At 67.2% G+C, this 25,291-nt stretch carries 19 protein-coding genes and 1 riboswitch; of the genes, 11 read left to right on the top strand and 8 right to left on the bottom strand.

Annotated features, from left to right (window positions below; genetic code table 11):
* Positions 1–111 precede the first annotated feature (111 nt).
* Together CV103_RS10525 and metH are read left to right on the top strand one after the other, a co-directional pair.
* Entirely contained in the window at positions 112–1,170 is a 1,059-nt protein-coding gene (locus tag CV103_RS10525; protein ID WP_107394950.1) for a homocysteine S-methyltransferase family protein, read from the top strand.
* Positions 1,171–1,338: 168 nt separating this feature from the next.
* Positions 1,339–3,918: a methionine synthase gene (gene metH, locus CV103_RS10520; RefSeq protein WP_107394891.1), complete on the top strand. Its 2,580-nt coding sequence runs from the start codon at positions 1,339–1,341 to the stop codon at positions 3,916–3,918.
* Positions 3,919–3,930: 12 nt separating this feature from the next.
* Here the strand turns inward: metH and crcB are convergent, their stop codons facing one another.
* Together crcB and CV103_RS10510 are read right to left on the bottom strand one after the other, a co-directional pair.
* Positions 3,931–4,302 carry a fluoride efflux transporter CrcB gene (gene crcB / locus CV103_RS10515; RefSeq protein ID WP_015459999.1) on the bottom strand — a complete coding sequence of 124 codons (372 nt, stop codon included), beginning with the start codon at positions 4,300–4,302 and terminating at the stop codon, positions 3,931–3,933.
* A gap of 23 nt (positions 4,303–4,325) precedes the next feature.
* A riboswitch (Fluoride riboswitch) is annotated at positions 4,326–4,399 on the bottom strand.
* A 39-nt stretch (positions 4,400–4,438) separates the two neighbouring features.
* The gene (locus tag CV103_RS10510) at positions 4,439–5,335 is read right to left on the bottom strand and encodes a diacylglycerol kinase family protein (protein ID WP_107394890.1); all 897 of its coding nucleotides are present in this window, start codon (positions 5,333–5,335) and stop codon (positions 4,439–4,441) included.
* Between the two features lie 126 nt (positions 5,336–5,461).
* Here CV103_RS10510 and CV103_RS10505 point away from each other — a divergent pair, with 126 nt between their 5' ends.
* Positions 5,462–6,061, top strand: coding sequence for a hypothetical protein (locus CV103_RS10505; RefSeq protein ID WP_107394949.1), 600 nt, complete (start codon positions 5,462–5,464; stop codon positions 6,059–6,061).
* Positions 6,062–6,107: 46 nt separating this feature from the next.
* Here CV103_RS10505 and CV103_RS10500 read toward each other — a convergent pair whose 3' ends face one another.
* Both CV103_RS10500 and CV103_RS10495 read right to left on the bottom strand, forming a co-directional pair.
* Positions 6,108–7,007: an SDR family oxidoreductase gene (locus CV103_RS10500; RefSeq protein ID WP_107394889.1), complete on the bottom strand. Its 900-nt coding sequence runs from the start codon at positions 7,005–7,007 to the stop codon at positions 6,108–6,110.
* A gap of 48 nt (positions 7,008–7,055) precedes the next feature.
* A complete protein-coding gene (locus CV103_RS10495) occupies positions 7,056–7,796 on the bottom strand; it encodes an SDR family oxidoreductase (RefSeq protein ID WP_107394948.1) in 741 nt (246 codons plus the stop codon).
* A gap of 126 nt (positions 7,797–7,922) precedes the next feature.
* Here CV103_RS10495 and CV103_RS10490 point away from each other — a divergent pair, with 126 nt between their 5' ends.
* Both CV103_RS10490 and CV103_RS10485 read left to right on the top strand, forming a co-directional pair.
* A complete protein-coding gene (locus tag CV103_RS10490) occupies positions 7,923–8,816 on the top strand; it encodes a LysR family transcriptional regulator (RefSeq protein WP_107394888.1) in 894 nt (297 codons plus the stop codon).
* 55 nt (positions 8,817–8,871) lie between these two features.
* On the top strand, positions 8,872–10,074 hold the full coding sequence (locus tag CV103_RS10485; RefSeq protein WP_015460005.1) for an MFS transporter: 1,203 nt from the start codon (positions 8,872–8,874) through the stop codon (positions 10,072–10,074).
* Between the two features lie 11 nt (positions 10,075–10,085).
* Here CV103_RS10485 and CV103_RS10480 read toward each other — a convergent pair whose 3' ends face one another.
* From CV103_RS10480 to CV103_RS10470, 4 genes are all read right to left on the bottom strand, one after another.
* Entirely contained in the window at positions 10,086–10,715 is a 630-nt protein-coding gene (locus CV103_RS10480) for an NAD(P)H-dependent oxidoreductase (protein ID WP_107394887.1), read from the bottom strand.
* 84 nt (positions 10,716–10,799) lie between these two features.
* Positions 10,800–11,726 (bottom strand): MFS transporter, encoded by a 927-nt coding sequence (locus CV103_RS10475; RefSeq protein WP_170112611.1) that lies wholly within the window; start codon positions 11,724–11,726, stop codon positions 10,800–10,802.
* Entirely contained in the window at positions 11,705–12,022 is a 318-nt protein-coding gene (locus tag CV103_RS22420; protein WP_170112610.1) for a hypothetical protein, read from the bottom strand. The genes CV103_RS10475 and CV103_RS22420 overlap by 22 nt, the downstream gene beginning before the upstream one ends.
* A gap of 8 nt (positions 12,023–12,030) precedes the next feature.
* Positions 12,031–13,053, bottom strand: coding sequence for a LacI family DNA-binding transcriptional regulator (locus tag CV103_RS10470; protein WP_342749163.1), 1,023 nt, complete (start codon positions 13,051–13,053; stop codon positions 12,031–12,033).
* A 389-nt stretch (positions 13,054–13,442) separates the two neighbouring features.
* Between CV103_RS10470 and CV103_RS10465 the strand changes: the two genes are divergently transcribed.
* From CV103_RS10465 to zwf, 6 genes are all read left to right on the top strand, one after another.
* On the top strand, positions 13,443–15,911 hold the full coding sequence (locus CV103_RS10465; protein WP_107394884.1) for a TonB-dependent receptor: 2,469 nt from the start codon (positions 13,443–13,445) through the stop codon (positions 15,909–15,911).
* A 103-nt stretch (positions 15,912–16,014) separates the two neighbouring features.
* Positions 16,015–17,553: a tryptophan halogenase family protein gene (locus tag CV103_RS10460; protein ID WP_107394883.1), complete on the top strand. Its 1,539-nt coding sequence runs from the start codon at positions 16,015–16,017 to the stop codon at positions 17,551–17,553.
* Positions 17,554–17,568: 15 nt separating this feature from the next.
* Positions 17,569–19,830 (top strand): beta-glucosidase family protein, encoded by a 2,262-nt coding sequence (locus tag CV103_RS10455; RefSeq protein ID WP_107394882.1) that lies wholly within the window; start codon positions 17,569–17,571, stop codon positions 19,828–19,830.
* 43 nt (positions 19,831–19,873) lie between these two features.
* Positions 19,874–21,190 carry a sugar MFS transporter gene (locus CV103_RS10450; RefSeq protein WP_107394881.1) on the top strand — a complete coding sequence of 439 codons (1,317 nt, stop codon included), beginning with the start codon at positions 19,874–19,876 and terminating at the stop codon, positions 21,188–21,190.
* Positions 21,191–21,266: 76 nt separating this feature from the next.
* Entirely contained in the window at positions 21,267–23,759 is a 2,493-nt protein-coding gene (locus CV103_RS10445; protein ID WP_107394947.1) for a glycoside hydrolase family 3 protein, read from the top strand.
* A gap of 7 nt (positions 23,760–23,766) precedes the next feature.
* Positions 23,767–25,221 (top strand): glucose-6-phosphate dehydrogenase, encoded by a 1,455-nt coding sequence (zwf, locus tag CV103_RS10440; protein ID WP_015460014.1) that lies wholly within the window; start codon positions 23,767–23,769, stop codon positions 25,219–25,221.
* Positions 25,222–25,291 lie beyond the last annotated feature (70 nt).

Below are 25,291 nucleotides of genomic sequence, written 5' to 3'. Positions count from 1 at the left end.
TGAGGAGGGACCGGGCTTGCCGAGGGCTCGTTTCGGAACATCCTTCGAGATGCCGTTTCGCCAGGCTCAATGGCTCCTCGGAATGAGCGGTTTGGAGTTGAGAATATGAACATGCTGACCCCATCCGAAGCCGCCCGCCGCTTCCGCGCGGAGGCCGCCGATCGCATCCTGCTGACCGACGGTGCGTTCGGCACGATGATCCAGGGCTATCGCCTGACCGAGGAGGATTATCGCGGCGGGCTCGACCTCGGCTTCGACCAGAAGGGCAATAACGACATCCTGGCGATCACGCGGCCGCACGTGATCGCCGAGATCACCGAAACCTATCTGGATGCCGGATCGGACATGGTTTCCACCAACACCTTCAATGCCAACCGGATCAGCCAGGCCGATTATGGCGCGGAGCATCTGGTGCGCGACATGAACCTCGCCGCCGCGCAGATCGCCCGCGACGCGGCGAAGGCGGCCGAGGCGAAGGATGGTCGCCCGCGCTTCGTGGCCGGTGCGCTGGGGCCGACCAACAAGACGCTGTCGCTGTCGCCCGACGTGAACGATCCCGGCTATCGCGCGATCGAGTTCGACGAGCTGAAGCAGGTCTATCGCGAGCAGATCGACGCGCTGCTGGACGGCGGCGTCGATTTCATCCTGATCGAGACGATTTTCGATACGCTGAACGCCAAGGCCGGCATCATGGCGGGGATCGAGGCGGCCGAGGCGCGGGGCGCGGAGGTTCCGCTGATGATCAGCTTCACCGTCACCGACATGTCCGGCCGCAACCTTTCCGGCCATTCGATCGAAAGCTTCTGGGCCAGCGTGCGCCATGCCCGGCCGCTCACCATCGGGCTGAACTGCTCGTTCGGCGCGCCGCAGCTCCGCCCGCATGTGTCGGCGCTTGCTGGCATCGCCGATACGCTGGTGATGGTCTATCCCAATGCGGGCCTGCCCAACGATCTGGGGCAGTATGACGAGGAGCCGGAGACCACCGGCGGCTTCATCCGCGATTGGGCGGAAAACGGGCTGATGAACGTCGTCGGCGGCTGCTGCGGCACCACCCCCGCCCATATCGCGGCGATGCGCCACGCGGTGCAGGGCGCGGCTCCCCGCGCGATCGCAAGTCCCCCGGTCCGCACCGTGCTGGCCGGGCTGGAGACGATGGTGATCGCTGCATAGCCTTGTCCGCGCCGTCTGCTGAGCCTGGTTCAGCACCCATTTTTCACCGGCGTCGCCTTCGCCCGTCGCGCGGTGGACCCTGAAACAGGTTCAGGGTGACGAAGAAGAGAGAAGATAGTGGCAACCGCACCAGACCTTCCCGACGACGCTCCCACGCCGGCCCGCGCCATGTTCGTCAATATCGGCGAGCGCACAAACGTCACCGGATCGGCGGCGTTCAAGAAGCTCGTCATGGCCGGCGACTATGTGAAGGCCGTGGAGGTCGCGCGCCAGCAGGTGGAGAACGGCGCGCAGATCATCGACGTCAACATGGACGAGGGGCTGCTGGATGCGGAGGTGGCGATGACCACCTTCCTCAAGCTGATCGCGGCCGAGCCAGACATCGCCCGCGTGCCGATCATGATCGACAGCTCCAAGTGGAGCGTGATCGAGGCCGGGCTGAAATGCGTATCCGGCAAGCCGATCGTCAATTCGATCAGCATGAAGGAGGGCGAGGCCCAGTTCCTGGAACATGCCCGCAAGGTGCGGGCCTATGGCGCGGCCGTCGTCGTCATGGCGTTCGACGAGGTGGGGCAGGCGGATACGAAGGACCGCAAGGTCGAAATCTGCGAGCGCGCCTACAAGCTGCTGGTGGGAGACGGCTTCCCGCCCGAGGACATCATCTTCGATCCCAACATCTTCGCGGTGGCGACGGGGATCGAGGAGCATAATAATTATGCCGTCGATTTCATCGAGGCGGCGCGCGAGATCCGGAAGCGCTGCCCGCACGCGCATATCTCCGGCGGCCTTTCCAACCTCAGCTTCTCCTTCCGCGGCAACGAGCCCGTGCGCCGGGCGATGCATTCCATCTTCCTCTACCACGCCATTCCGGCGGGGATGGACATGGGCATCGTCAATGCCGGCCAGCTCGACGTCTATGACACGATCGATCCCGAGCTGCGCGAGGCGTGCGAGGATGTGATCCTCAACCGCAACCCGGATGCGACCGAGCGGCTCATCACCATCGCCGAACGCTTCAAGGGCAAGGATGCGGCGGCGGAAAAGGCGGCCGAGGAATGGCGCGGCTGGGATGTCGTCAAGCGGCTGGAACATGCGCTGGTCAAGGGCATCGACGCCTATGTCGTCGACGACACCGAAGAGGCGCGGCAGATGTTCGCCCGGCCGATCGAGGTGATCGAAGGCCCGCTGATGGACGGCATGAACGTGGTTGGCGACCTGTTCGGATCGGGCAAGATGTTCCTGCCGCAGGTGGTGAAGTCCGCCCGCGTGATGAAGAAGGCGGTGGCGCACCTGCTGCCCTTCATCGAGGCGGAGAAGGTGGCGGGCCAGCGTTCCAAGGGCCGCATCGTCATGGCGACGGTGAAGGGCGACGTCCACGATATCGGCAAGAACATCGTCGGCGTCGTGCTCCAGTGCAACGGCTATGAGGTGATCGATCTCGGCGTGATGGTGCCGTGGATGGATATATTGAAGGCCGCCAACGAGAATGACGCCGACATCATCGGCCTCTCCGGCCTCATCACCCCCTCGCTGGACGAGATGGTCACGGTGGCGAGCGAGATGCAGCGCGCCGGCATGGAGATGCCGCTGCTGATCGGCGGTGCCACCACCTCGAAGGTTCACACCGCGCTCCGCATCGCGCCGGCCTATCAGGGGCCGGTGGTGCATGTGCTGGATGCCAGCCGCGCGGTGGGCGTGGCCTCGACCCTGATGTCCGACACCCAGCGCGACGCCTTCGTGGAAAAGACGGCGGCGGATTACGAAGCCGTCCGCAAGGCGCGCGAGGGCAAGGGGCAGAGCGAGCTGATCCCGATCGCCGCCGCCCGCGCCAACGCCTTCCCCACCGATTTCGCGCAGAAGCCGGCATCGCCGAGGCAGCCGGGGCGCCATGTCTTCGCCGATTGGCCGCTGGAGGATCTGCGCGACTATATCGACTGGACGCCCTTCTTCCGCGCGTGGGAGCTGGCCGGCAACTATCCGGCGATCCTGGAGGACAAGGTGGTCGGCGAAAGCGCGCGCAGCCTCTTCGCCGACGCGAATGCGATGCTGGACCAGATCATCGCGGAGAAATGGCTGACGGCGAAGGGCGTCGCCGCCCTGTGGCCGTGCCGGCGCGAAGGCGACGACGTCGTGATCGAAACCGAGGGCGGCGATGTGCGCATGCCCTTCCTCCGCCAGCAGATCGCCAAGCGCGAGGGCCGCGCGAACATGTGCCTGGCCGATTTCATCGATCCCGCCGGCGACTGGATCGGCGGCTTCGCGGTGACGGCGGGCATCGGCATCGACGCGCATCTCGCCCGCTTCAAGGCGGAGCATGACGATTATCGCGACATCCTGCTGAAGGCGCTGGCCGATCGCCTGGCGGAAGCCTTTGCCGAGCGGCTGCACGCCCATGTCCGCACCGTGCTCTGGGGCTATGCCGAGGGCGAGCAGCTGACCAACGAGGCGCTGATCCGCGAACAATATCGCGGCATCCGCCCTGCGCCCGGCTATCCGGCCTGCCCGGATCACAGCCAGAAGCCGATCCTGTTCGATCTGCTGCAGGCCGGCGACGCGACCGGCATCACGCTGACCGAAAGCTTCGCGATGCTGCCGACGGCGGCGGTTTCCGGCTTCTATTTCGGCCATCCCGAAAGCCAGTATTTCGGGGTGGCGCGGGTGGGCCGCGATCAGCTTGAGGAATATGCGGTGCGGCGCGGCGTCGATCTGGAAACCGCGGAACGCTGGCTCAGGCCCAATCTGGATTGACCCGGCCCGCCTTCATCGCCGCGCGATCAGCAGGGCCGCGGCCATGAAGGCGAAGGACAGGATCAGGCTGGCGGCGACATAGCCCAGCGCCGCCGCCGGCCGCCCGCGTTCCCACAATGTCACCACGTCCAGCGAGAAGGTGGACCAGGTGGTGAAGCCGCCGAGCACGCCGGTGGCGAGGAACAGCCGCCATTCGGGATGGCCCCAGCTCCGCGCCGCGAACAGGCCGGCAACGGCGCCCATCAGCGTCGATCCCAGCACGTTGATCGTCAGCGTTCCCCAGGGAAAGCCCGGCCCCAGCAGGCGCAGCGATGCCAGCCCGACCAGATGGCGCAACGCCCCGCCCAGGCCCGATCCGATGAAGACGAGAAATACCGAACGCATGATTCCTCCTTGCCGCAGGGCGGCCGCAGGTAGGAATCATCAGCCCTCAATGGCGGTTCGGCGCGAGGCCCGGCAGGAATCCATTGCCGTGGCCGGCGATATGGCGGGGGTGGGGCAGCGCGTCAATGGCAGCCCGTCACCCAGCCGGCGCGGCCACCTCGATCGCGCCCTTCGCCACGCGCGCCGTCACCGGCGTTTTCGCCAGCACCTCGCCGTCGATCGAGATGGAGAGCGGCGGATCGGTCGCCACGCGCAGCGCACGGCCATGGAATTCGCGGGTGGTCTGCCGGCGCTGGGGCAGGCGGAGCAGGCTGGTGAGCCAGCTCCAGCCGAGATAGGGCAGCGCCTTGCCGACGACCGCCTGGACGACGATTTCGCCGCTGTCCACCTCCGCGTCGTCCACCAGTTCGGTGCCGCCATGGAAGCCGCCATTGGCGATGCGCACCTCCAGCGCGTCGATCGTCTCGGCCGTATCGCCTTCGCCCACCGTCAGCCGGAACGGCTTGAACCGGAACAGCACCAGCATCGCCCAGCTGAGGTAGCCGACACGGCCGGCCCAGGCCTTGAAGCCGTGGGGCACGCTTTCGGCGATCAGCGGCGAAAGCCCGATCGCGGCGCAGTTGGCGAAATAGTCCCCGTCGATCATGCCGAGGTCGATCCGCCGCCGCTGTCCGCCCGCGATCACGCCGATCGCGCCTTCCAGGTCGAGCGGGATGCCCAGCGTCCGCGCGAAGCTGTTGGCCGTGCCCAGCGGCAGCAGTGCGAACACGCAATCATGGCCGACGAAATGATCGACGGCGGAGGAGAGCGATCCGTCCCCGCCGCCCACGATCACCATCGGCGCGCCCGATCGCACGGCTTCGCGGATGGCGGGGGCGAACAGCTTGGGCTTGCGCACCGCATGGGCGGCGATGATCTCCACGCCTGCCGCCCTGAGGCCGGTGACGGCCCTGCGGAACAGCTTGCGTCCCTTGCGGGACTTCGCATTGACGATGAGGACGGCGGATCGGGGGAGCGGTCTGATTTCGGTCACGAGGGACAGAACGCACGATCGCGGCCATCGGCGCAAGAGCGATGGATTTCCGTTCGCGGCGACGGCTGCTAAGAGGGCGCGCGAGGCAGGGCTTCCTGTCGAGCATGTCCACCGTGGAGACGAATGATGCGGAAGCTGCCTCTTGTCCTGGCCCCTCTGCTTTGCCTGGCGATCGCGGCGCAATCGGCCCCGGCCCAAACGGGCGAGGCGGGCGCCTTCGCGACCGAGGGGGCGATGCTGGTGCATGTGGAAAGCGGCACGCGCTTCCCCGATCGGATCGCCGGGTTCGAGCGGGTCGGCCAGGCGGCGTTCGACGGCAGCGGCGACTATGTCGGCGTCGCCTACAAGCGCACGCTGGCGGATGGCACGCCGATCTCGCTGAGGATCGCGATCGTCCACATCATCGGCATGACCGCGAAGGAGCATTTCATCATCGCCAAGCCGATGGCGCTCAACGGGCTGGCCGATGTGAAGGTGGTGTCCGAAGGCCCGTATGACCGGCCCGGCAAGGGCGTGGACGGCTATATCGGCATCTTCCGCGCGCAGCAGGGCGACAAGCGCGTCGGCGTCGGCCTGTGGACGGTCGAGCGGGGCTATTGGGACGTGCGCGGCCGCGTGGAATTCCCCTATGCGAAGCTGAAGGAGGCCCGCGCGGCGGCCGACCGGTTCGTCGAGGAATTCGTGAAGATCGGCCAGCCTTACAAGGTGCCGCCGAACGCGGAGTAAGCCGGCGCGGCCGGATGCGCCGCGCCGACCTCTCATTCTCCGCCGGTCAGGCGGCGATACGGGGCCGAAGCAGATCTTCCAGCCCGATGCGGCGCAGCAGCTCCGCGCGCACGCGATCCGCCATGGCGTTGACGACTTCCGCACCGTCTTCGGAAGGATCGATATGGACCCGGAAGGGGCGCTTGCCATGGGGCATGCCGACTATCCTCACGATGGCGCGCGCCACCTCCGTCGCATCGGCATCCGCGGGCTCCAGATCGGCCAATCCCTTCAGGGCGATGGCGGCTATGTCCGCGCCCGGCCCCTGATCATAGGCTGCGACCCGCGCGGCATCGGCGGGCTTGCCGGAATGGGCGAAATGGTTGGTGCCGCTGGTGAAGGCGCCGGGCACGATGATCGATGTTTCGATGCCCCAGCGGGCAAGCTCGCCGGCATAGGAAACCGCCACTGAATCCATGGCGGCCTTGGCGGCGAAATAGGGGGCGAGATAGGGCGGCGTGCCGCCCCGCGCGCTGCTGGACGAAACCCAGAGCAGCAGCCCCTTGCCCTGCGCGCGGAGATGGGGAAGCGCGGCCCGGTTCACGCGCTGGGTAGACAGCACGTTGACGTCGTAGAGTTCGGCGAACTGTTCCGGGGTGAAGGCTTCGGCCGGGCCGAAGGACATGTGGCCGGCATTGTGGATGACGGCATCGATCCGGCCCTGCTCCGCGATCAGGCGGTCGATGGCGGCGACGACCGATGCATCGGACTGCACGTCCATTTCGATCGCGCGGATGTCCGCGCCATGTTCGCGGGCGAAATCCTCGACCGCGGCGACCTGCGGAGCGTTGCGGCCCTGGGTGGCGCGCATGCCGGCATAGACGCTGTGGCCGGCGAGCGCGAGCTGGCGCGCGGCGAGGGCGCCGAAGCCGCTCGATGCGCCGGTGATGATGATGACCTGCTTCATCGTTATGATCCTTTTCGAAAGGGCAGCGGATCGCTTTGCCGGCGGCCGCTAGATCATGCCGCCATTGGCGCGGAGCACCTGGCCGTTGATCCAGCCTCCGTCCGGCCCCACGAGAAAGGACACGGCGGCTGCGATATCCTCGGGCGTGCCGAGCCGTTCGAGCGGGTTCATCTTCGCCATGCGATCGATCAGCTCGGGCGACTTGCCGTCGAGGAACAGGGCGGTCGCGGTGGGGCCGGGGGCGATCGCGTTGACCGTGATGGAACGGCCCCGCATCTCCTTCGACATGATCGCGGTCAGCGTCTCCGCCGCCGCCTTGGTGGCGGCATAGACGCCGTAATTTTCCAGCCGCAGGCCGATGACGCTCGTCGAGAAGTTGATGATGCGGCCGCCGTCCCGCAGGCGGTTGCCGGCTTCGCGCAGCGTGTTGAAGGTGCCGCGCAGGTTGATCGCGATCTGGCTGTCGAACAGCGCGTCGTCGCTTTCGGCGATCGGCGCCAGCTTCATGATGCCGGCATTGTTGACGAGGATGTCGACCCCGCCGAATGCGGCCTCCGCGCTGTCGAACATGCGGGCGACCGCGCCGGCGTCGCTTACGTCCGCCTGGGCGGTGATGGCGCGGCCGCCACCCGCCTCGATCGCGCGGACGAGGTCTTCGGCCGCCGCGGCGCTGCCGGCATAGTTGACGATGACGATGTGGCCGTCGGCGGCGAGGCGCCGGGCGATTGCGGCGCCGATGCCGCGCGACGCGCCGGTGACGATCGCAACCTTGCCTGTCTGCTGGTTCATCTCTTCCTCCATCGTGCGCCCAGGGACCGGGCGGGGCTGACGAAGGCAATTTGCCGCATGACGGATGGAAGATAATCGGCCTATATTCGGCATCACTGTTCCGATTTAACAAACAATAAGGCGGCCATGGACCGGATCGATGCGATGCGCCTGTTCGTGCGGGTGGTGGAGCGGAGGAGCTTCACGGCCGCCGCCCATGACACCGGCGTGCCGCGATCGACCGTGACGCAGGTGATCAAGCAGATGGAGGAGCGGCTTGGCGTGCGGCTGCTCCAGCGGACCACCCGCTCCGTCAGCCCTACTTTGGACGGCGAGGCCTATGCCCGCCGCTGCGTGGCGATTCTCGCCGATATCGAAAATGCCGAAGGCGCCTTCGGTGCGGCGAAGCCCCGGGGCCTGCTGCGGGTGGAGGTGCAGGGCACGCTGGCGCGCCACTTCCTGCTGCCGGGCCTGCCGGCCTTCCTCGCCGAATATCCCGATATCGAGCTTGTGATCAGCGAGGGCGAGCGCTGGGTGGACATGGTGCGCGAAGGGGTGGATTGCGTGCTGCGCTACGGCCATCTGCCCGACAGCGAGATGGTGCGCCGCCGCGTGACGATGATCGAGCGGCTGACCTGCGCGGCGCCCGCCTATCTCGAGCGACATGGCGTGCCTCGCAGCCCGGACGACCTTGCCGGCCATCGCATGATCGGCCTTCGATCGATCACCACCGGCCACCTCGCGCCGCTGGAATTCGCCGACGGCAAGGGCGGCTATCGATCGATCATGCTGCCCGCCCCAGTCTCCGTCACGGGCACCGAAAGCTATATCGTGGTGGCGCGGCTGGGGTTGGGGCTGTTCCAGGTGCCGCTGTTCCATGCCGAGCGGGATCTCCGCCAGGGCTCGCTCGTCCCGATCCTTCTCGAAACGCCGCCGCCCTCGGTGCCGGTGTCGTTGCTTTATCCGCCCAACCGGCAATTGTCGCCGCGCGTGCGGGTCTTTCTCGACTGGGCGGCCCGCCAATTCGCCGCCGTGGGTTGATGGAGCCGGGTGGTAGCGTTATCTGCATGCCATCTTGCAGTGCAGCATGGACATCATGGCCGACACCACCAACTCCGCTCCCCCGGCGGTTCACCCCGGGCTCGTCATGCTCGCGCTTGCGATGGGCGGCTTCGCGATCGGCACCACCGAGTTTGCGGCGATGAGCCTCGTGCCCTATTTCGCGCCGGCGCTGGGCATCGATGCGCCGACGGCGGGCCATGTGATCAGCGCCTATGCGCTCGGCGTCGTGGTCGGCGCGCCGATCGTGGCGGTGCTGGCCGCGCGCATGCCGCGGCGCACCCTGCTGATCCTGCTGATGGCGATGTTCGCGCTGGGCAACGGCCTGAGCGCGCTGGCCCCCACTTACGGCTGGATGCTGCTGTTCCGTTTTCTGAGCGGGTTGCCGCATGGCGCCTATTTCGGCGTGGCGGCCCTTGTCGCCGCCGGTCTCGTCCCGCCCAACCGGCGGGCGCAGGCGGTGGCGCGGGTGATGGCCGGCCTCACCATCGCCACGGTGATCGGCGTGCCGGCGGCCAACGGGCTGGGCCAGCTTATCGGCTGGCGCTGGGGCTTCGCCATCGTCGCGGTGCTGGCGCTGATCACCGCATTGCTGGTGTGGAAGTTCGCGCCGCATGACCGCCCGGCCGCCGGCGCGAGCCCCCTGCGCGAGCTGGGGGCGCTCGGCCGCCGGCAGGTCTGGCTCACGCTGGGCACCGGCGCGATCGGTTTCGGCGGCCTCTTCGCCGTCTACACCTATGTCGCCTCCACCATGCTGGAGGTGACGCATGTATCGGGCGAGATGGTGCCGCTGGTGCTCGGCATATTCGGCGTCGGCCTCACCATCGGCAATCTCGGTGCCGCCTGGCTGGCCGATCGCGCCCTGATGCCGACGGCGGCGGGCATGCTGTTGTGGAGCGCGGTGACGCTGGCGCTGTTCCCGTTGACGGCGGGCAATATCTGGTCGCTTTCCGCCAATATCTTCCTGATCGGCCTGGGCGGCGGCGTGGGCGTGGTGCTGCAGACGCGGCTGATGGATGTGGCGGGGGATGCGCAGACGCTTGCCGCCGCCTTGCACCACAGCGCCTTCAACTTCGCCAATGCGCTGGGGCCGTGGCTGGGCGGCCTGGCGATCGCCGCCGGCTATGGCTGGACTTCGACCGGGCCGGTGGGCAGCCTGCTCGCGCTCGGCGGGCTGGCGATCCTCGGCATCGCCGTGTGGGACGAGAAAGCGAGCCGCCGCCGCGCGCTCGCCTGCTGATCTGCCGGAACCTAGCCGTTGCGCGGCAGCAGGCTGGCGAGCTTCCGCGCCGTCTGCTCCACCTCGAACAGATGTTCCTCCACCACGCGCGGCTGGATGCCTTCCACGATCGATGCGAAATGGACGTGATCGGTGGATTCCAGCGAGAATCCGTGCCGGAGATAATCGTCGAACAGGTTGCGCAGCGAAAGCGCGGCGCCTTGCTCGTCCAGCCAGGCGCGCGTCGTGCCCGATGAGGTGAAGCTGAGCAGCCGGCGCCCGCTCAGCAGGGGATTGGGCATCTGCATGCGCAGCGCCCCGAAGGGGAAGCCCGCGCCCAGCACCCGTTCGACATAGCCCTTCAGCATCGCCGGCGGCATGCCATACCAGAGCGGATAGACGAGGACGAAGGCCGCCGCGCCCTGGATCAGCTCCAGTTCGGCCGCGACATCGGCGGACAGGGTGAAATCGGCGGCGGTCGGCCGCTCGGACGCCTTCAGCACCGGATCGAAATGCATCCGGTAGAGATCGCGGACCACCACCTCATGGCCGAGCGACCGTATCGTTCGCTCATATCGCTCGGCCACCGCGGCGTTGAAGCTGTGCTCGTCGGGGTGGCAGAGGATCAGGACATGCTTGGGGCGGCTCGACGACATGCTCATGGCGGTCTCCCGGCTGTCTGGGCCGTCCTTGTAGCGCGAAGCGGGGCGGCGAGGGAGTCCCCCGGAAAATCCGATAGCTATACCCTAGCGCAGCGTCCGATTGGCGATGAGGATGATGGCGCTTCCCGCCAGCGCGCAGAGGAGGAAGGCGAACAGGCCGTCATAGCCGCCGCCCATCCTGTCCAGGATCGTCAGCGTGATCATCGGGCCGATCATCGCGGGCAGCGTGTTGGCCACGTTCATCACGCCGAGGTCGCGGCCGCGATGCCGGTCCGAAGGCAGGATCTGGGCGACGAGCGCGATATCCACGGTCATGAACGCGCCGAGCCCGGCGGTGGTCAGCGTGTAGCCGATCAGCGCCGCCGTCCAGCTGCTGCCGAGGATGAGGATGCCCAGCCCCGTCGCCATCAGGGCGATGGCGGCGAGCAGGAACGGCTTGCGCCGGTCGGCGCGGTCCGAACTGTGGCCGAAGGCGATCGACAGCAGCGCCGTGGCGATCGTCGACAGCGTCATGATCCCGGCAAAGCCGATCTCGGCGGTCGGCGGCGCGTGGGGGGAGGGGTGGCGTAGCAGATCCTGCAGGTAGAAGAGGAAATAGCTGTGCAGCACGTTGCCCGATAGCTGGACCAGCAGCTTCGCCGCCCACAGGCTATAGAATGTTGCCGACAGGCGCGGCCTCGCCTGTTTGTCGTCCGCGCCTGCCGGCGGGGTCGGCACATCGGCCAGCGCGCGGGGCCATGCCAGCAGCAGGGGCAGGATCAGCAGCGCGGTAAACCCGATCAGCGCCAGCACCCGGCCGTTGTTGCCGGTGAAGGCGGGCAGGCCGATCAAGGCGGTGCCGAGCAGCCCGGCCGGCCAGGCAAGGCTGGCGAAGGCCGAAACCCGGCCCTTCAGCCGGTCCGGCACCTTATCCGCGAACAACGCTGTCATTGGCCCGAACAGCGTGTTGAAGCCGGCCTGGAAGAAGGCCACCGCCAATATGAGGGCGATCATGTCCCGCGCGGCCAGCACCAGTCCGGTCCGTAGCCGATCCAGCTTGCCGCCAGCCCGATCCACAGCCAGGGCAGCCGCGTGCCGAAGCGCGCCCGCGTGCGATCGCTCGCCATGCCGGCCAGGATGTTGGCGACGGTCGCCATCAGCACGCCGGCGGCCAGCGTCTCGCTCAGCAGCGCGACCTTGCCGGCGCCGCCGATCTCCGCCGCGCGCAGCGGCACGATCAGCGTCAGCAAGGGCAGGAAGGCGATATAGGCTCCCCCATTGGCAAGCGGATAGAGCCAGAGGAAGCGCCGGAGCGGCGGCGAGGCCATCGGCCGGGTCAACGGCGTGGCGGCACGGTGGAGCCGCGCACGACCAACTCGAACGGCAGGGTGCAGGGCGGGGAGGGGGGCATGTCCAGCCCATGGCCTTCGATCAACAGCGCGGCGGCGCGTTCGGCCATGGCGGCGGTGGGATGGCGGATGGCGGTGAGCGGCGGCAGGCTGAAGGCGATCGGCGGGGTATCGTCGAAGCTGATCAGCGAAAGGTCCGCCGGCACATCCAGCCCCATATCCTTGGCGCGATGCAGGACGGCCAGCGCCTGTTCGTCGCTGCTGGCGATGATCGCGGTGGGCGGTCCGCGCAGGGCGAACAGCGCGTCGGCCGATGCGATCCCGGATTCGAAGCTGAACTCGCCCTGCCGCACCCATTCCGGCGCGATCGCCGCGCCGGCATCGGCCATCGCGGCGCGGAAGCCTTCGAGCCGTTCCGTGCTGACGGCATATTCCGCCGATCCGGTAAGGAAGCCGATGCGCCGGTGACCGAGGTCGAGCAGGTGGCGCGTCGCCATGACGGCCGCCTGCCGTTCGTCCATCCGCACGCGGAAGCCGCGTTCGTCGTCCTCGCCGGGGCTGAGGCGGGCATAGGGGACCTTGCGATGCTCGAGCTGGTCGATGATGCTCCGGTCCTGCGAATGGGGCGGGGTGAGGATCACGCCGTCCGGGCGCAGCGAGGAGATGATGGCATCGATCTTCTGGTGCAGCTTCGCCGAATGGCCGTCCAGCAGTTCCAGCAGCAGGTGATATCCGTCGCGCTCGCAGCGCGGGATCGCGCCCAGCAGCATCTGCGCCACCCAGTCGCTGCCGCGGCCCGCGCGCCATTTTTCCAGCGTCGGCTTGCGATCGTTGAAGGCGACGAGGAGGTAGGATTTCGATCCGCCCATGCGGCGCGCGGCCATGTTGGGCACATAGCCCAGCTTGTCGATCGCGGCGCGCACCCGTTCGCGCATAGCATCGGTGACGTTGGGTCCGTTGTTGACAACGCGGGACACCGTTTGAAGCGAAACGCCGGCCTCTTTCGCCACATGCTTTATCGTTACTGCGCCCATCTCCGCCGACCCGTTTCCCACTGGTTCGCTTGTTTCCCCAAGCTATCAGCCAGCGCGCGCCGCGCCGCAACGGGAATCTGGGGTGGCGATTTGATATTGTGAACGTTCTCAATATCTGCTTAAAGGGGAGTCGCAGAGACCGGTTGAGCCCGGCAATTTAGGGGATGTCCTATGAGCAGTTCCGCATGAGCGCAGTTATGCGCGTGACTGGATCCAACTAAAGATCATCGAAATTCGCTCGCGATCCCAACGGGGTGGCGGGTGATATTGTCGTATAATCGATAAATCCCGAAATCGCTGGACGATTTCGGGCGTGTTGACGTATGTCGCGGCCTGATAATAAGGCCCGGCCAGGGAGACCGAGCATGAAGAATAGGGGCATTTTGGCGGCCAGCACCGCCTTCGCCGTAGCGATTTCGTGGACGCAGGGCGCCTTCGCGCAGACCTCGCCCGCGGGGGGTGATGCCGCCCAGACGGCCGGCGAATATCGTGGCGTTGATGACATCGTTGTCACGGCCACGCGTCGCGAAACCAACCTGCAGAGCACACCGATCGCCGTCTCGGCCTTCAGCCAGGGCGCGCTCGACAAGCAGCAGGTCAAGGATGTCACGGATCTGGCGCGTTTCGTGCCGAGCCTCCAGTTCAACCAGCAGGGCGACCAGTCGGCCGTGCTGCTCACGCTTCGCGGCATCGGCAATGACAGCGCTTTCACGGAAGTCGCCGACCCGGAAGTCGCCATCTATGTCGACGGCATCTATTCGCCGCGCGCGCAGGGCGCCTCGGTGCTCATGTACGACATGGAGCGCGTTGAAGTGCTGCGCGGCCCGCAGGGCACGCTGTTCGGCCGCAACGCCACCGTCGGTGCGCTCAGCCTGATCTCGGCCAAGCCGAAGCTCGGCGAATTCGGCGGCAATGTCGAAGTCGTCGCGGGCAACTATGATCGCCTCGGCGTTCGCGGCGCGATCAACATCCCCGTCACCGACACGCTGGCCTTCCGCGTCGCCTTCGTGACCGATCGTCACGATGGCTATGCCGATTTCCAGCAGGCGCCGGACGTTCCGGGGATCAACAAGTCGGCCTTCGTGTCGACCGGCAAGAAATATTATGCCGCCGATCAGCAGTCCGGCCGCGTGTCGATGCTGTGGGAACCCAGCGATCGCTTCAGCTGGAACCTCTCCGCTGAAGGCTTCCTCGACAATGGCGCCCCGGTCGTCGGCCTGCTCCAGACCGCGCGCCCCGGCACCAAGCGCTGGTCGACGTTGAGCGATACCGCGCCCGACACCGATCGCTACTCGGTCGCCGTGCGCAGCACGATGAACTACGACGTCACCGATGGCATCCAGGTCAGCTACATCGCCGGCTGGTCGCGCATCGGCGGTTCCACCCAGGTCGATTCCGATGCCGGCGCGCTGCCGCCGACCGGCCAGGTCGATGCCGACGGCAACGACCTGTATCTGGGCGCCTTCAACGAGAACCGCACCGTCTGGTCGCGCTACGACTTCCAGAGCCACGAGCTCCAGCTGAAGTCGACCGGCGAGCAGGCCGTCGACTGGATCCTTGGCGCTTACTACAGCCACGAGAAGAACAAGATCCGCTTCGATATCGACCAGCGGAACGGCTATCGCGACGGGACCTTCTCCTGGGCGGGCAGCTTCATCCAGGCCAACCGCCAGATCGACTCCCGCGCCGTCTTCGGCCAGGCCGTGTGGCATGCCACCGATTGGCTGCGCGTCACCGGCGGCCTGCGCTACACGTCCGACAAGAAGCAGGACAAGGGCGGCCGCAACGTGATGTATTCGGGCGATGGTTGCTCGGATGCGGACAAGGCCCCCGGCGGCGCCTGCCAGGGTGGCATCTTCGGCGCCTATCCGGATGCCACCGCCGATGAGCTCGTCAACCTGCTGCCCGGCTACTCGATCTCGAACAACGACGTGAAGGGCAAGTGGGACAAGGTGACCTACCTCGCCCGCGTCGATGCGGATCTGGCCGACGACATCCTGGGCTATGCGAGCATCAGCTCGGGCTTTAAGTCGGGCAACATCCAGGACAATGCCGGCCTCACCAAGCCGGAGACGCTGACCAACTATGAAGTCGGCCTGAAGACCCGCCTGTTCGATCGTCGCGTGACGCTGAACCTCGCGGCCTATTACAGCGACTTCAAGGGCTATCAGGTCAACCAGGCCGTCACCTTCCGCGACGACGAAGGCAATGTCATCCGGAGCCAGATGGTCACGCAGAACGCCAAGGGCGCCAAGGCCTATGGTCTCGAAGCGGAACTGGTCGCCAACGTCACGGATCAGGATCGCCTGCAATTCTCCGGCACCATCCAGAAGACCAAGCTGGAGGATCTGGAGAGCGTGGACGGCCGCCTCTACGACGGCGGCAAGCCTTCCTCGGTCGTTCAGCTGAAGGGCAACGAGCTGGCCCACGCGCCGCGTTTCTCGGCCACGGCAAGCTACGAGCATGACTTCGAGCTGGCCAGCGGCGCGACGATCACGCCGCGCGTCAGCACCCACTATGAGACGAAGAGCTGGCTCAGCTACTTCAACGGCGACGGCAACCCCTTCATCACCGAGAATACGGATAACATTCCGAACCGCGGTGGCTGGGGCACGAGCTGGGATCGCCAGAAGGCCTATATCCGCACCGATGCGTCGATCCGCTTCACTGCCGCGGACGACAAATATTCGGTCGAGGCTTTCATCCAGAACATCGAAAACGGGAAGATCCGCACCAGCGCAGGCGCCTTCGGCGCACCGCGTTACGACCCGGTCTTCCTCTCCAACCTCCAGCCGCCGCGCACGTGGGGCGTGCGGGCGCGGACCAAGTTCTAAGGTCTCTCCCCGGGCCGGGCGTCCCCTCGCACGGCCCAACCCTTCGCGGTCATTGCAATCTTCGGAAGGCAATGACCGCCTCCTTTTTGAAGGACGGTGCGGTATGGCGAAGCGGATCATCATCGTGGGCGGCGGCACCGCCGGCTGGTTGACGGCTGCTTATCTCATCCGCTCGCTCGGCCGGTCCGGCTGGTCGATCACCCTGGTCGAAAGCCCGGATATCGGCATCATCGGCGTGGGCGAGGGCACCTTCCCCACGATCCGCGAAACCCTGTCGGCCATCGGCGTCGACGAACGGGAGTTCCTGCGCGAGGCGGATGGAAGCTTCAAGCAGGGGGTGCGCTTTTCCGGCTGGACCGGCGGTCCAACACCCGGCAACGATACCGACGATTATTTCCACCCCTTCAACCTGCCTTATGGCGGCGACGAAGGGCTGCTTCCCTACTGGATCAAGGCGGCGGGCGAGGCCAGGCGGCCTTCCTATGCCGATGCCGTGACGGTGCAGGGGCATGTGATCCGTGCCGGCTGCGCGCCCAAGCGCGCCAGCGATCCGGGCTTCGACGGCCCGATGAACTATGCCTATCATTTCGACGCGGCGCGCTTCGCCGATTATCTCCGCAAGGTGGCCACGGCCAACGGCGTCGAGCGGATCGAAGCGACCATCAACGAGGTGCGGCAGGCCGAGGACGGCCGCATTGCCGCCGTGGTTCCCGGGGATGGCCGCGAGGCCATCGAGGGCGATTTCTTCATCGATTGCTCCGGCTTCCGCGCGCTGCTGATCGGCAAGGCGCTGGGTTCGCCCTTCCGGCATGTCGGCGACGTGCTGTTCAACGATCGCGCGCTGGCGATGCAGGTGCCGCACGGCGATGCCGATACGCCGATCCGCCCCTATACGCTGGCGACCGCGCACGAGGCGGGCTGGACGTGGGATATCGGCCTCGGCGCGCGCCGGGGCATCGGCTATGTCTATTCCAGCCGCCACAGCGACGACGAGGCGGCCGAGCGCGTGCTGCGCGCTTATATCGGCAAGGCGGCGGATGGCCTTTCGCCCCGCCAGCTTCGTTTCGAAAGCGGCTATCGCTCGGTCCAGTGGATCGGCAATTGCGCGGCGGTCGGCCTTTCGGCCGGCTTTTTCGAGCCGCTGGAATCGACCGGCATCATGCTGATCGAGGTGGCGGCGCGGATGATCTCCGATTTCCTCGGCTCCCCGGCGATCGACGAGGCCGCAATGGCCGCCGCCGCGCGCCAGTATAACCGCCTGATGCTCGCCCGCTTCGATGCGATCGTCGAGTTCCTGAAGCTCCATTATTGCATCAGCGGCCGCCGCGACACCGCCTATTGGCGCGACAATAGCGACGCGGCGAGCATTCCCGAGGGGCTGCGCGACAAGCTGGCGCAATGGCGCCACCGCCCGCCCTCGCGCTTCGATTTCGTCGTCGATCACGAAACCTTCCTGCCGGCGAGCTGGCAATTCATCCTCTATGGCATGGGATTCTGCACCGATCCGGCGGCGGTCTCCTCCAGCCATCGCGACGATGAGCAGGCCGGCGCCGCCTTCGTCCGCGTTTTCCAGGCCGCCCGCCAGGCGGTGGCCGAACTTCCGCCCCATCGTGCGCTGCTCGAACAGTTGCGGGCTGCGTAAGCGTCAAGGACCGATATGAAGAAGCTGATCCTCTCCGTCCTCCTCGCAACCAGTGCGGTGCCGGTCGCGGCGCTGCCGGCCATGGCCGCTCCCGCGGCGCAGCCCTGGGCGGATCGCAGCCTGGATGCCGCCGCGCGGGCCGACCTCCTCGTCAAGGCGATGACGTTCGACGAGAAGATCCAGATGGTGCACGGCTATTTCCCGCCGCTCGCCAAGCCGGCGAAGAAGATGGGGATGATCCCGTCCGCCGGCCATATCCCCGGTATCCCGCGCCTGGGCATCCCCACGCTGCGCGAAAGCGATGCGAGCCTTGGCGTTGCCAACCAGATCGAGCAGCGCAAGGGCGATACGGCGACGGCGCTTCCCGCCGGCCTCGCCACGGCGGCGACGTTCAGCCCGGAACTGGCCCGCGCCGGCGGTGTCATGATCGGCGCGGAGGCGCGCGCCAAGACGTTCAACATCCTGCTGGCCGGCGGCGTCAACCTGACGCGCGATCCCTGGAACGGCCGCAACTTCGAATATCTGGGCGAAGACCCGCTGCTGGCCGGCGTGCTGGGCGGCGAGGCGATCGCCGGCGTGGAGAGCAATCACATCGTCTCCACCGTGAAGCATTATGTGCTGAATTCGCAGGAGACCGGCCGCCACGTCCTCGACGCGCGGATCGGCGAGCAGGCGCTGCGCGAGAGCGATCTCCTTGCCTTCCAGATCGCGATCGAGCGCGGCCGGCCCGGTTCGGTGATGTGCGCCTACAACAAGATCAACGGCCATTATGCGTGCGAGCAGGATGCGCTGCTGAACGGCGTGCTGAAGGGCGACTGGAAATATCCGGGCTGGGTGATGTCCGATTGGGGCGCCGTCCATTCGACCGAGAAGGCCGCGCTTTCGGGGCTGGATCAGCAGTCCGGCCAGGAACTCGACAAGGCGATCTATTTCGACAAGCCGCTGCGCGCGGCGATCAAGGCCGGCCGGGTGCCGCAGGCGCGGCTGGACGATATGGTGCGCCGCATCCTGACGGGCGTGATCGCCAGCGGGCTGATGGACGATCCGGTGCCCGCCACGCCGCAGCCCATCCCGCTCGACGATCATGCCGATGTCGCGCAGGCGGTGGCCGAAAAGGGCATCGTTCTCCTCAAGAATGAAGGCGAACTGCTGCCGCTGGCGCGCACCGCGCGCAAGGTGGTGCTGATCGGCGCGCATGCCGATGTCGGCGTGCTTTCCGGCGGCGGCTCCTCGCAGGTGCGGTCGACCGGCGGCGCGCCGGTGGAAATCCCGCTGACCGAGGGCGAGGCCGCGTCCTTCGCCCGCGTCACCTGGCACGCCTCGTCGCCGTTGAAGGCGATCAAGGCGGCGCTGCCGGGCGCGGACGTCCGCTATGTCGACGGGAAGGACCCCGCCGCCGCCGCGGCCGCCGCGCGCGATGCCGATCTCGCCATCGTCTTCGCCTGGCAATGGCAGACCGAGGCGCAGGATACCGAGACGATCGCGCTGCCGGACGATCAGGACGCCCTGATCGATGCGGTTGCCGCCGCCAACGGCAAGACGCTGGTGGTGCTGGAAACCGGTGGCCCGGTGCTGATGCCGTGGATCGGCAAGGTGCCGGCGGTGCTGCAGGCCTGGTATCCCGGCCAGCGCGGCGGCGAGGCGATCGCCAATATCCTGACGGGCGCCGTGAACCCGTCGGGCCGCCTGCCGATCACCTTCCCGGCGAGCGCCAGCCAGGCGCCCCGGCCCGAGCCGGTGGGCCTTGCCCAGCTGAAGGCGATGCAGGCGGCGAAGGCGGCGGGCGCCACCTCCAACCATGGCGTATCCGTGGGCGTGGAGTCTTTCCCGGTCGATTATCAGGAAGGCGCGGACGTCGGCTATCGCTGGTATGAGAAGACCGGCCAGAAGCCGCTTTTCCCGTTCGGCCACGGCCTCAGCTACACCCGCTTCACCTATGGCAAGCCCGAGGCGACCGGCGGCGCCGCGCCGACGGTGAGCATCGACGTTACCAACAGCGGCGCGCGGGCCGGCGACGATGTCGTTCAGGTCTATGTGCAGGGCGGGGCGGATGCGCCGACCTGGCGGCTGGCCGGCTTCGCCCGCGTCTCGATCGATCCGGGCCGGACGCAGCGGGTGACGATCCCGCTGGAATGCCGCACCTTCGCGCGTTTCGATACCGCGCAGCGCGGCTGGGTGGTGGATGGCGGCCCGCGCCGCTTCGCCATCGGCCGCACCGCGATCGATCATGTCGCGGAAGGGACGATCACGCTCGCCGCGGACCGGATGCAGCCGTGACGGTTCCGGTCATCGGCCGCCATATCGCAGGGGGGAAATAAACATGGCGCTTTCCGTGGCGTCCACGGGCCAGGCGGCTGAGACGACCGGATCGGTCGCCAGCCTCCGCTGGTTCGTCTTCGCGCTTTTCTTCATCTTCGGCGGCATCACCAGCCTCAACGATGTGCTGATCCCGAAGCTGAAGGAGCTTTTCACGCTCAGCTATCACGAGGCGATGCTCGTCCAGTCCGCCTTTTTCGCGGCCTATTTCATCGTTTCGCTGCCGGCCGCGATGATCGTGCAGCGCATGGGCTATATGCGCACCGCGTCGATCGGCCTGCTGACGATGATGGCGGGCTGCCTGCTGTTCGTGCCGGCATCGGGGGCGGGCCAGTTCGGCCTGTTCCTGGGCGCGCTGTTCGTGCTGGGCGCGGGCATCACCATCGTCCAGGTCGTCGCCAATCCGCTGATCTCGATGCTCGGCGCGCCGCGCACGGCGCACAGCCGGCTCACCTTCGCGCAGGCGTTCAACTCGCTGGGCACCACCATCTTCCCGCCGGTGGGCTCGATCCTCATCCTGGGCTCGCTCGCCACCGTCGATCCCTCCACGCTTTCCGGCGGCGCGCTGGCGGCGTTCCGGGCGGAGGAGACCCGCACCATCGTCCACACCTATCTCGGCCTCGCCGCCGCCTTGCTGGTGATCGCCGGCGTGGTGTGGATGGGCCGCAACCGGCTGCGCGAACATCAGGCGCAGGACAATATCCTGCAGGCGTTCGGCCTGCTGAAGCGCCCCCGCTTCGCCTTCGGCACGCTCGGCATCTTCCTCTATGTCGGGGCGGAGGTCGCGATCGGATCGCTGATCGTCAACTATCTCGTCCAGTCGGACGTGATGGGGCTGGGCGCGGAGGATGCCGGCAAGCACCTGATCTTCTACTGGGGCGGCGCGCTGGTCGGCCGCTTCATCGGCGCCGCGCTGATGCGCTTCATCGCGCCCGCCCGGATGCTGGTTGCGGTCACCTTCGGCGCGATCCTGCTGATCCTGATCTCGGCCAACACAACCGGGATCGTCTCGGGCTGGTCGCTGCTTGCCATCGGGCTGATGAACGCCATCATGTTCCCGACGATCTTCAGCCTCGCGAGCGAGGGGCTGGGCGAACGCGCGGCCGAAGGATCGGGCATCATCTGCATGGCCATCGTCGGCGGCGCGATCGTGCCGCTCCTCACCGGCAAGGCGGCGGACGTCACCAGCCTGCGCTTCGCGCTGATCGTGCCGGCCGTCTGCTACGCGCTGATCGCGGCCTTCGCTTATTATTGCCGGCGCAATCCCACCGAGCTTGGGCTCGCCGAGCCTGGCGATGCCCTGCCGCCGGTGGAGGCCTGATGCCGGCCGCACCTTTCCATTCTTCCATCCGGGCGGTCGCTGGGCCGCCTGCTTCAGCCTGATCCGGGACAAGAAGATGACACGCTATCTGACTGCCGTCTCCCTCGCCGCCGTCGCTCTGGTCGGGGCATGGCCGGCGACCGCCGAAAACCTCTCGTCGGTCGCCCGGCCGGAAATCTGGCCCGAGGTGAAGGCGCAGCCCTCGCGCGATCCGGCCGTTGAGGCGCGGATCGACAAGCTGATGGCGGCGATGAGCCTGGAGGACAAGGTCGGCCAGCTCATCCAGGTCGATATCGGCAGCATTACCCCGGCCGATGTCCGCACGTGGAAGATCGGATCGGTTCTGAACGGCGGCAATTCCGGCCCCTATGGCGATGAATATGCCTCGCCCGCCAAGTGGATGCAGCTTGCGGACGAATATTATGACGCCTCGATGGAGCGCAGCGACGGCCGCCCGCGCATCCCGATCATCTGGGGCACGGATTCGGTCCACGGCAACAACAACATCGTCGGCGCCACGCTCTTCCCGCACAATATCGGGCTGGGCGCCGCCAACGATCCCGATCTGATCCGCGAAATCGGCGCCGCCACCGCGCTGGAGACGGCGGCGGCCGGCCTCGACTGGACCTTCGCGCCCACGCTCGCCGTGGTGCAGGACGATCGCTGGGGCCGCACCTACGAAAGCTATTCGGAAGAACCTGCCATTCCCCAGGCCTATGCCGGCGCCATGATCGAAGGCGTGCAGGGCAAGGTGAACACGCCGGATTTCCTTTCGCCCCGCCATGTCATCGCCACGACCAAGCATTTCCTGGGCGACGGCGGCACCGGCGGCCGCGACCAGGGCGATACCCGCGTGACCGAGGAGGTGCTGCGCGACGTTCATCTCGGCGGCTATCCGCAGGCGATCGAGGCGGGCACCCAATCGGTGATGGCCAGCTTCTCGAGCTGGAATGGCGAGAAGATGAGCGGCAACAAGAGCCTGCTCACCGGCGTGCTCAAGGATCGCATGCACTTTGACGGCTTCGTCGTCGGCGACTGGAACAGCCACGGCCAGGTCGATGGCTGCACCAACGAAAGCTGCGCCAAGGCGATCAATGCCGGCCTTGACATGTTCATGTATTCGGGGCCGGACTGGAAGAAGCTCTATGCCAACACGCTCGCCCAGGTGAAATCGGGTGAGATCCCGATGGCGCGGCTGGACGATGCCGTGCGCCGCATCCTGCGCGTGAAGATCCGCGCTGGCCTGTTCGAGCGGGGCCGCCCGTCCTCGCGGCCGATGGCCGGCAAGTTCGAAAATATCGCAGCCCCGGCCCATCGCGCGCTGGCGCGCCGGGCGGTGCGCGAATCCATGGTGCTGCTGAAGAATGAAGGCGTGCTGCCGCTGAAGCCCAGCGCCAACATCCTCGTCGCCGGGGCGGGCGCCGATACGATCAGCCAGGCGGCCGGCGGCTGGTCGATCACCTGGCAGGGGATCGACGTGCCCAATTCGGCCTTCCCCAACGGCCAGTCGATCTGGAGCGGCATCGCCGATGTGGTTAAGGCCGGCGGCGGCACCGCCACCTTCTCGCCCGAAGGCCGCTTCACCGCCAAGCCCGATGCGGCGATCGTCGTGTTCGGCGAACAGCCTTATGCCGAGTTCCGCGGCGACCGCGCCGATCTGGAATATAGCGCGGAGGACAAGTCCGATCTGGAGATGCTGCGCCGCCTGAAGGCGCAGGGCATTCCGGTGGTCGCCGTGTTCCTTTCCGGCCGGCCGCTCTGGGTGAATGCGGAGATCAACGCTTCGGACGCCTTCGTCGCCGCCTTCCTGCCGGGTGCCGAAGGCGCCGGCGTGGCCGACATGCTGTTCCGCAAGCCGGATGGCTCGATCGCCTATGACTGGCGCGGCAGGCTCAGCTTCTCCTGGCCGAAGCTGCCCAACCAGTTCGTCCTCAACCGCCGCGATCCGGGCTATGACCCGCTCTTCCCGATCGGCTACGGCCTCACCTATGCGCAGCCGGCCCATGTCGGCAAGCTGGACGAAACCCGGCCCAAGGGCATGGAAACCGGCCCGGCCACCCGTTTCTGGAGCAAGGGGCGCCTGCCGGACGGCTGGTCCTTCTGGGCGGGCGGCGCAAAGCTTGCCGGCGCGGTCGGCAAGGGCGGCGCGCTTGCCGTCACCGGCGTCGACCATCGCGCGCAGGAGGATTCGCGCCGCCTCGTTTGGAGCGGCACGGCCGAGGCGCGGCTGGAGGCGCCCAAGCCGCTCGATTATTCGCGCGAGACCAATGGCGAGATCAGCCTGATCGTCGAATATCGGCTGGACAAGGCCGGGCAGGGGCCGGTGACGATCGGCATGGGCACCGAAGGCCGCCGCCAGGCGATGCCCGTCACCCGCACCATCGCCGCCAAGCCGGGCGAATGGACCACGCTCGCCATCCCGCTCGGCTGCTTCCGCCGCGACGGGCTCGATATGTCGCAGGTGCGCGTGCCCTTCATCCTCTCGGGCGGGGCCGGCCTCGATCTGTCGATCTCCGATATCCGGCTCGATTATGTCTCGACCCCGATGACGGTTTGTGGAGACCGGTAAGCCTCCCATGCCGTCGCTTGCGAAGACCCTCATCCTGTTCGGCGCGACGGGCGATCTCGCGCGCCGCATGCTGCTGCCGTCGCTTTACGGCCTGCATGCGGATGGCCTGATCGCCCCGGATTTCCGCATCGTCGGCACGGCGCGGAGCGGGGAGGACGATGCCTCCTTCCGCGCCATGGCCGAAGCGGCGCTGGAACGGCACGTCCTGCCGGAAAACCGCAGCGTGGACAGCATCGCCGCCTTCCTGGACCGGCTGAGCTATGTCGAGCTTGATGCCTCGCGGCCGGAAAGCTTCGGCCGGCTGGCCGATGCGCTGGGGCCGCGCGCGGGCGATGGGATCGCCATCTTCCTGTCGACCGCGCCGCAATTGTTCGAACCCACGATCGCCGGCCTCGCCGCCGCCGGTCTGGCCGGTGACAACGTTCGCATCGGGCTGGAAAAGCCGCTGGGCTTCGATCTCGCGTCCAGCCGGGCGATCAACGATGCGGTGGCCGCCGCCTTCCCGGAGGACCGGACGTTCCGCATCGATCATTATCTGGGCAAGGAAACCGTCCAGAACCTGATCGCGCTGCGCTTCGCCAACAGCCTGTTCGAGCCGCTGTGGAACGCCGCCGGCATCGATCATGTCCAGATCACCGTCTCGGAAACCGTCGGCCTCGAAGGGCGCGTCGATTTCTACGACGGCACCGGCGCGCTGCGCGATATGGTGCAGAACCACATGCTCCAGCTCCTCGCGCTGGTGGCCATGGAGGCGCCGGCCCGCTTCGATGCCGCCGCCGTGCGCGACGAGAAGGTGAAGGTGCTGAAATCGCTGCGCCCGATCGACGCGGCCAGCATCGGCAGCCACAGCGTGATCGGCCAGTATCGCGCCGGTGCGGTCGGCGGCGCGATCGTGCCGGGCTATGCGGACGAGCTTGGCCGCGCGTCCGATACCGAAACCTTCGTCGCCCTGAAGGCGCATATCGATAACTGGCGCTGGAAGGGCGTGCCCTTCTATCTGCGCACCGGCAAGCGGCTGCCCGCCCGCCAGTCGGAGATCATCGTCCAGTTCCGCGGCGTGCCGCATTCGATCTTCGAGGGCCGCCGGCTTACGGCCAACAAGCTCGTCATCCGTCTCCAGCCGGACGAGAATATCCGCCTCCTCGTGATGGCGAAGGAACCGGGCCTCGATCGCGACGGCATCCTGGTGCGGGAAGTGCCGCTCGACATCTCCGTGCCCAATGCCTTTGCCGGCGTCCGGCGGCGCATCGCCTATGAACGGCTGCTGCTCGATCTGGTCGAGGGCGATCCCACCCTGTTCGTCCGGCGGGACGAGGTGGAGGCGCAGTGGCGCTGGATCGACGGCATCCGCGCCGGCTGGAAGGCCACCGGCATGATCCCCGGCGGTTACGCGGCCGGCACCTGGGGGCCGACCGCCGCGATCGCGCTCACCGAACGCGATGGAGTAAGCTGGCATGACTGATCTTCACCCGATTATATCGTCAGTTACGTCTCGGGTGGTGGAGCGGTCGGCGGCGGGGCGCCGGGCGTAT

The organism is Edaphosphingomonas fennica, assembly GCF_003034225.1.
Taxonomy (GTDB): domain Bacteria; phylum Pseudomonadota; class Alphaproteobacteria; order Sphingomonadales; family Sphingomonadaceae; genus Sphingomonas_E; species Sphingomonas_E fennica.
Note: the sequence above shows the minus strand (reverse complement) of the source record. Positions and strands in the feature narration are given on the sequence as shown.

Coding starts and splice junctions, on each gene's coding strand:
- CV103_RS10485 (WP_015460005.1), top strand. CDS start 8,872: ATGGCCGACACCACCAACTCCGCTCCCCCGGCGGTTCACCCCGGGCTC.
- zwf (WP_015460014.1), top strand. CDS start 23,767: ATGCCGTCGCTTGCGAAGACCCTCATCCTGTTCGGCGCGACGGGCGAT.
- CV103_RS10450 (WP_107394881.1), top strand. CDS start 19,874: ATGGCGCTTTCCGTGGCGTCCACGGGCCAGGCGGCTGAGACGACCGGA.
- CV103_RS22420 (WP_170112610.1), bottom strand. CDS start 12,022: ATGGCCTCGCCGCCGCTCCGGCGCTTCCTCTGGCTCTATCCGCTTGCC.
- CV103_RS10500 (WP_107394889.1), bottom strand. CDS start 7,007: ATGAAGCAGGTCATCATCATCACCGGCGCATCGAGCGGCTTCGGCGCC.
- CV103_RS10480 (WP_107394887.1), bottom strand. CDS start 10,715: ATGAGCATGTCGTCGAGCCGCCCCAAGCATGTCCTGATCCTCTGCCAC.
- crcB (WP_015459999.1), bottom strand. CDS start 4,302: ATGCGTTCGGTATTTCTCGTCTTCATCGGATCGGGCCTGGGCGGGGCG.
- CV103_RS10465 (WP_107394884.1), top strand. CDS start 13,443: ATGAAGAATAGGGGCATTTTGGCGGCCAGCACCGCCTTCGCCGTAGCG.
- CV103_RS10495 (WP_107394948.1), bottom strand. CDS start 7,796: ATGAACCAGCAGACAGGCAAGGTTGCGATCGTCACCGGCGCGTCGCGC.
- CV103_RS10505 (WP_107394949.1), top strand. CDS start 5,462: ATGCGGAAGCTGCCTCTTGTCCTGGCCCCTCTGCTTTGCCTGGCGATC.
- CV103_RS10445 (WP_107394947.1), top strand. CDS start 21,267: ATGACACGCTATCTGACTGCCGTCTCCCTCGCCGCCGTCGCTCTGGTC.
- CV103_RS10525 (WP_107394950.1), top strand. CDS start 112: ATGCTGACCCCATCCGAAGCCGCCCGCCGCTTCCGCGCGGAGGCCGCC.
- CV103_RS10460 (WP_107394883.1), top strand. CDS start 16,015: ATGGCGAAGCGGATCATCATCGTGGGCGGCGGCACCGCCGGCTGGTTG.
- CV103_RS10455 (WP_107394882.1), top strand. CDS start 17,569: ATGAAGAAGCTGATCCTCTCCGTCCTCCTCGCAACCAGTGCGGTGCCG.
- CV103_RS10490 (WP_107394888.1), top strand. CDS start 7,923: ATGGACCGGATCGATGCGATGCGCCTGTTCGTGCGGGTGGTGGAGCGG.
- metH (WP_107394891.1), top strand. CDS start 1,339: ATGTTCGTCAATATCGGCGAGCGCACAAACGTCACCGGATCGGCGGCG.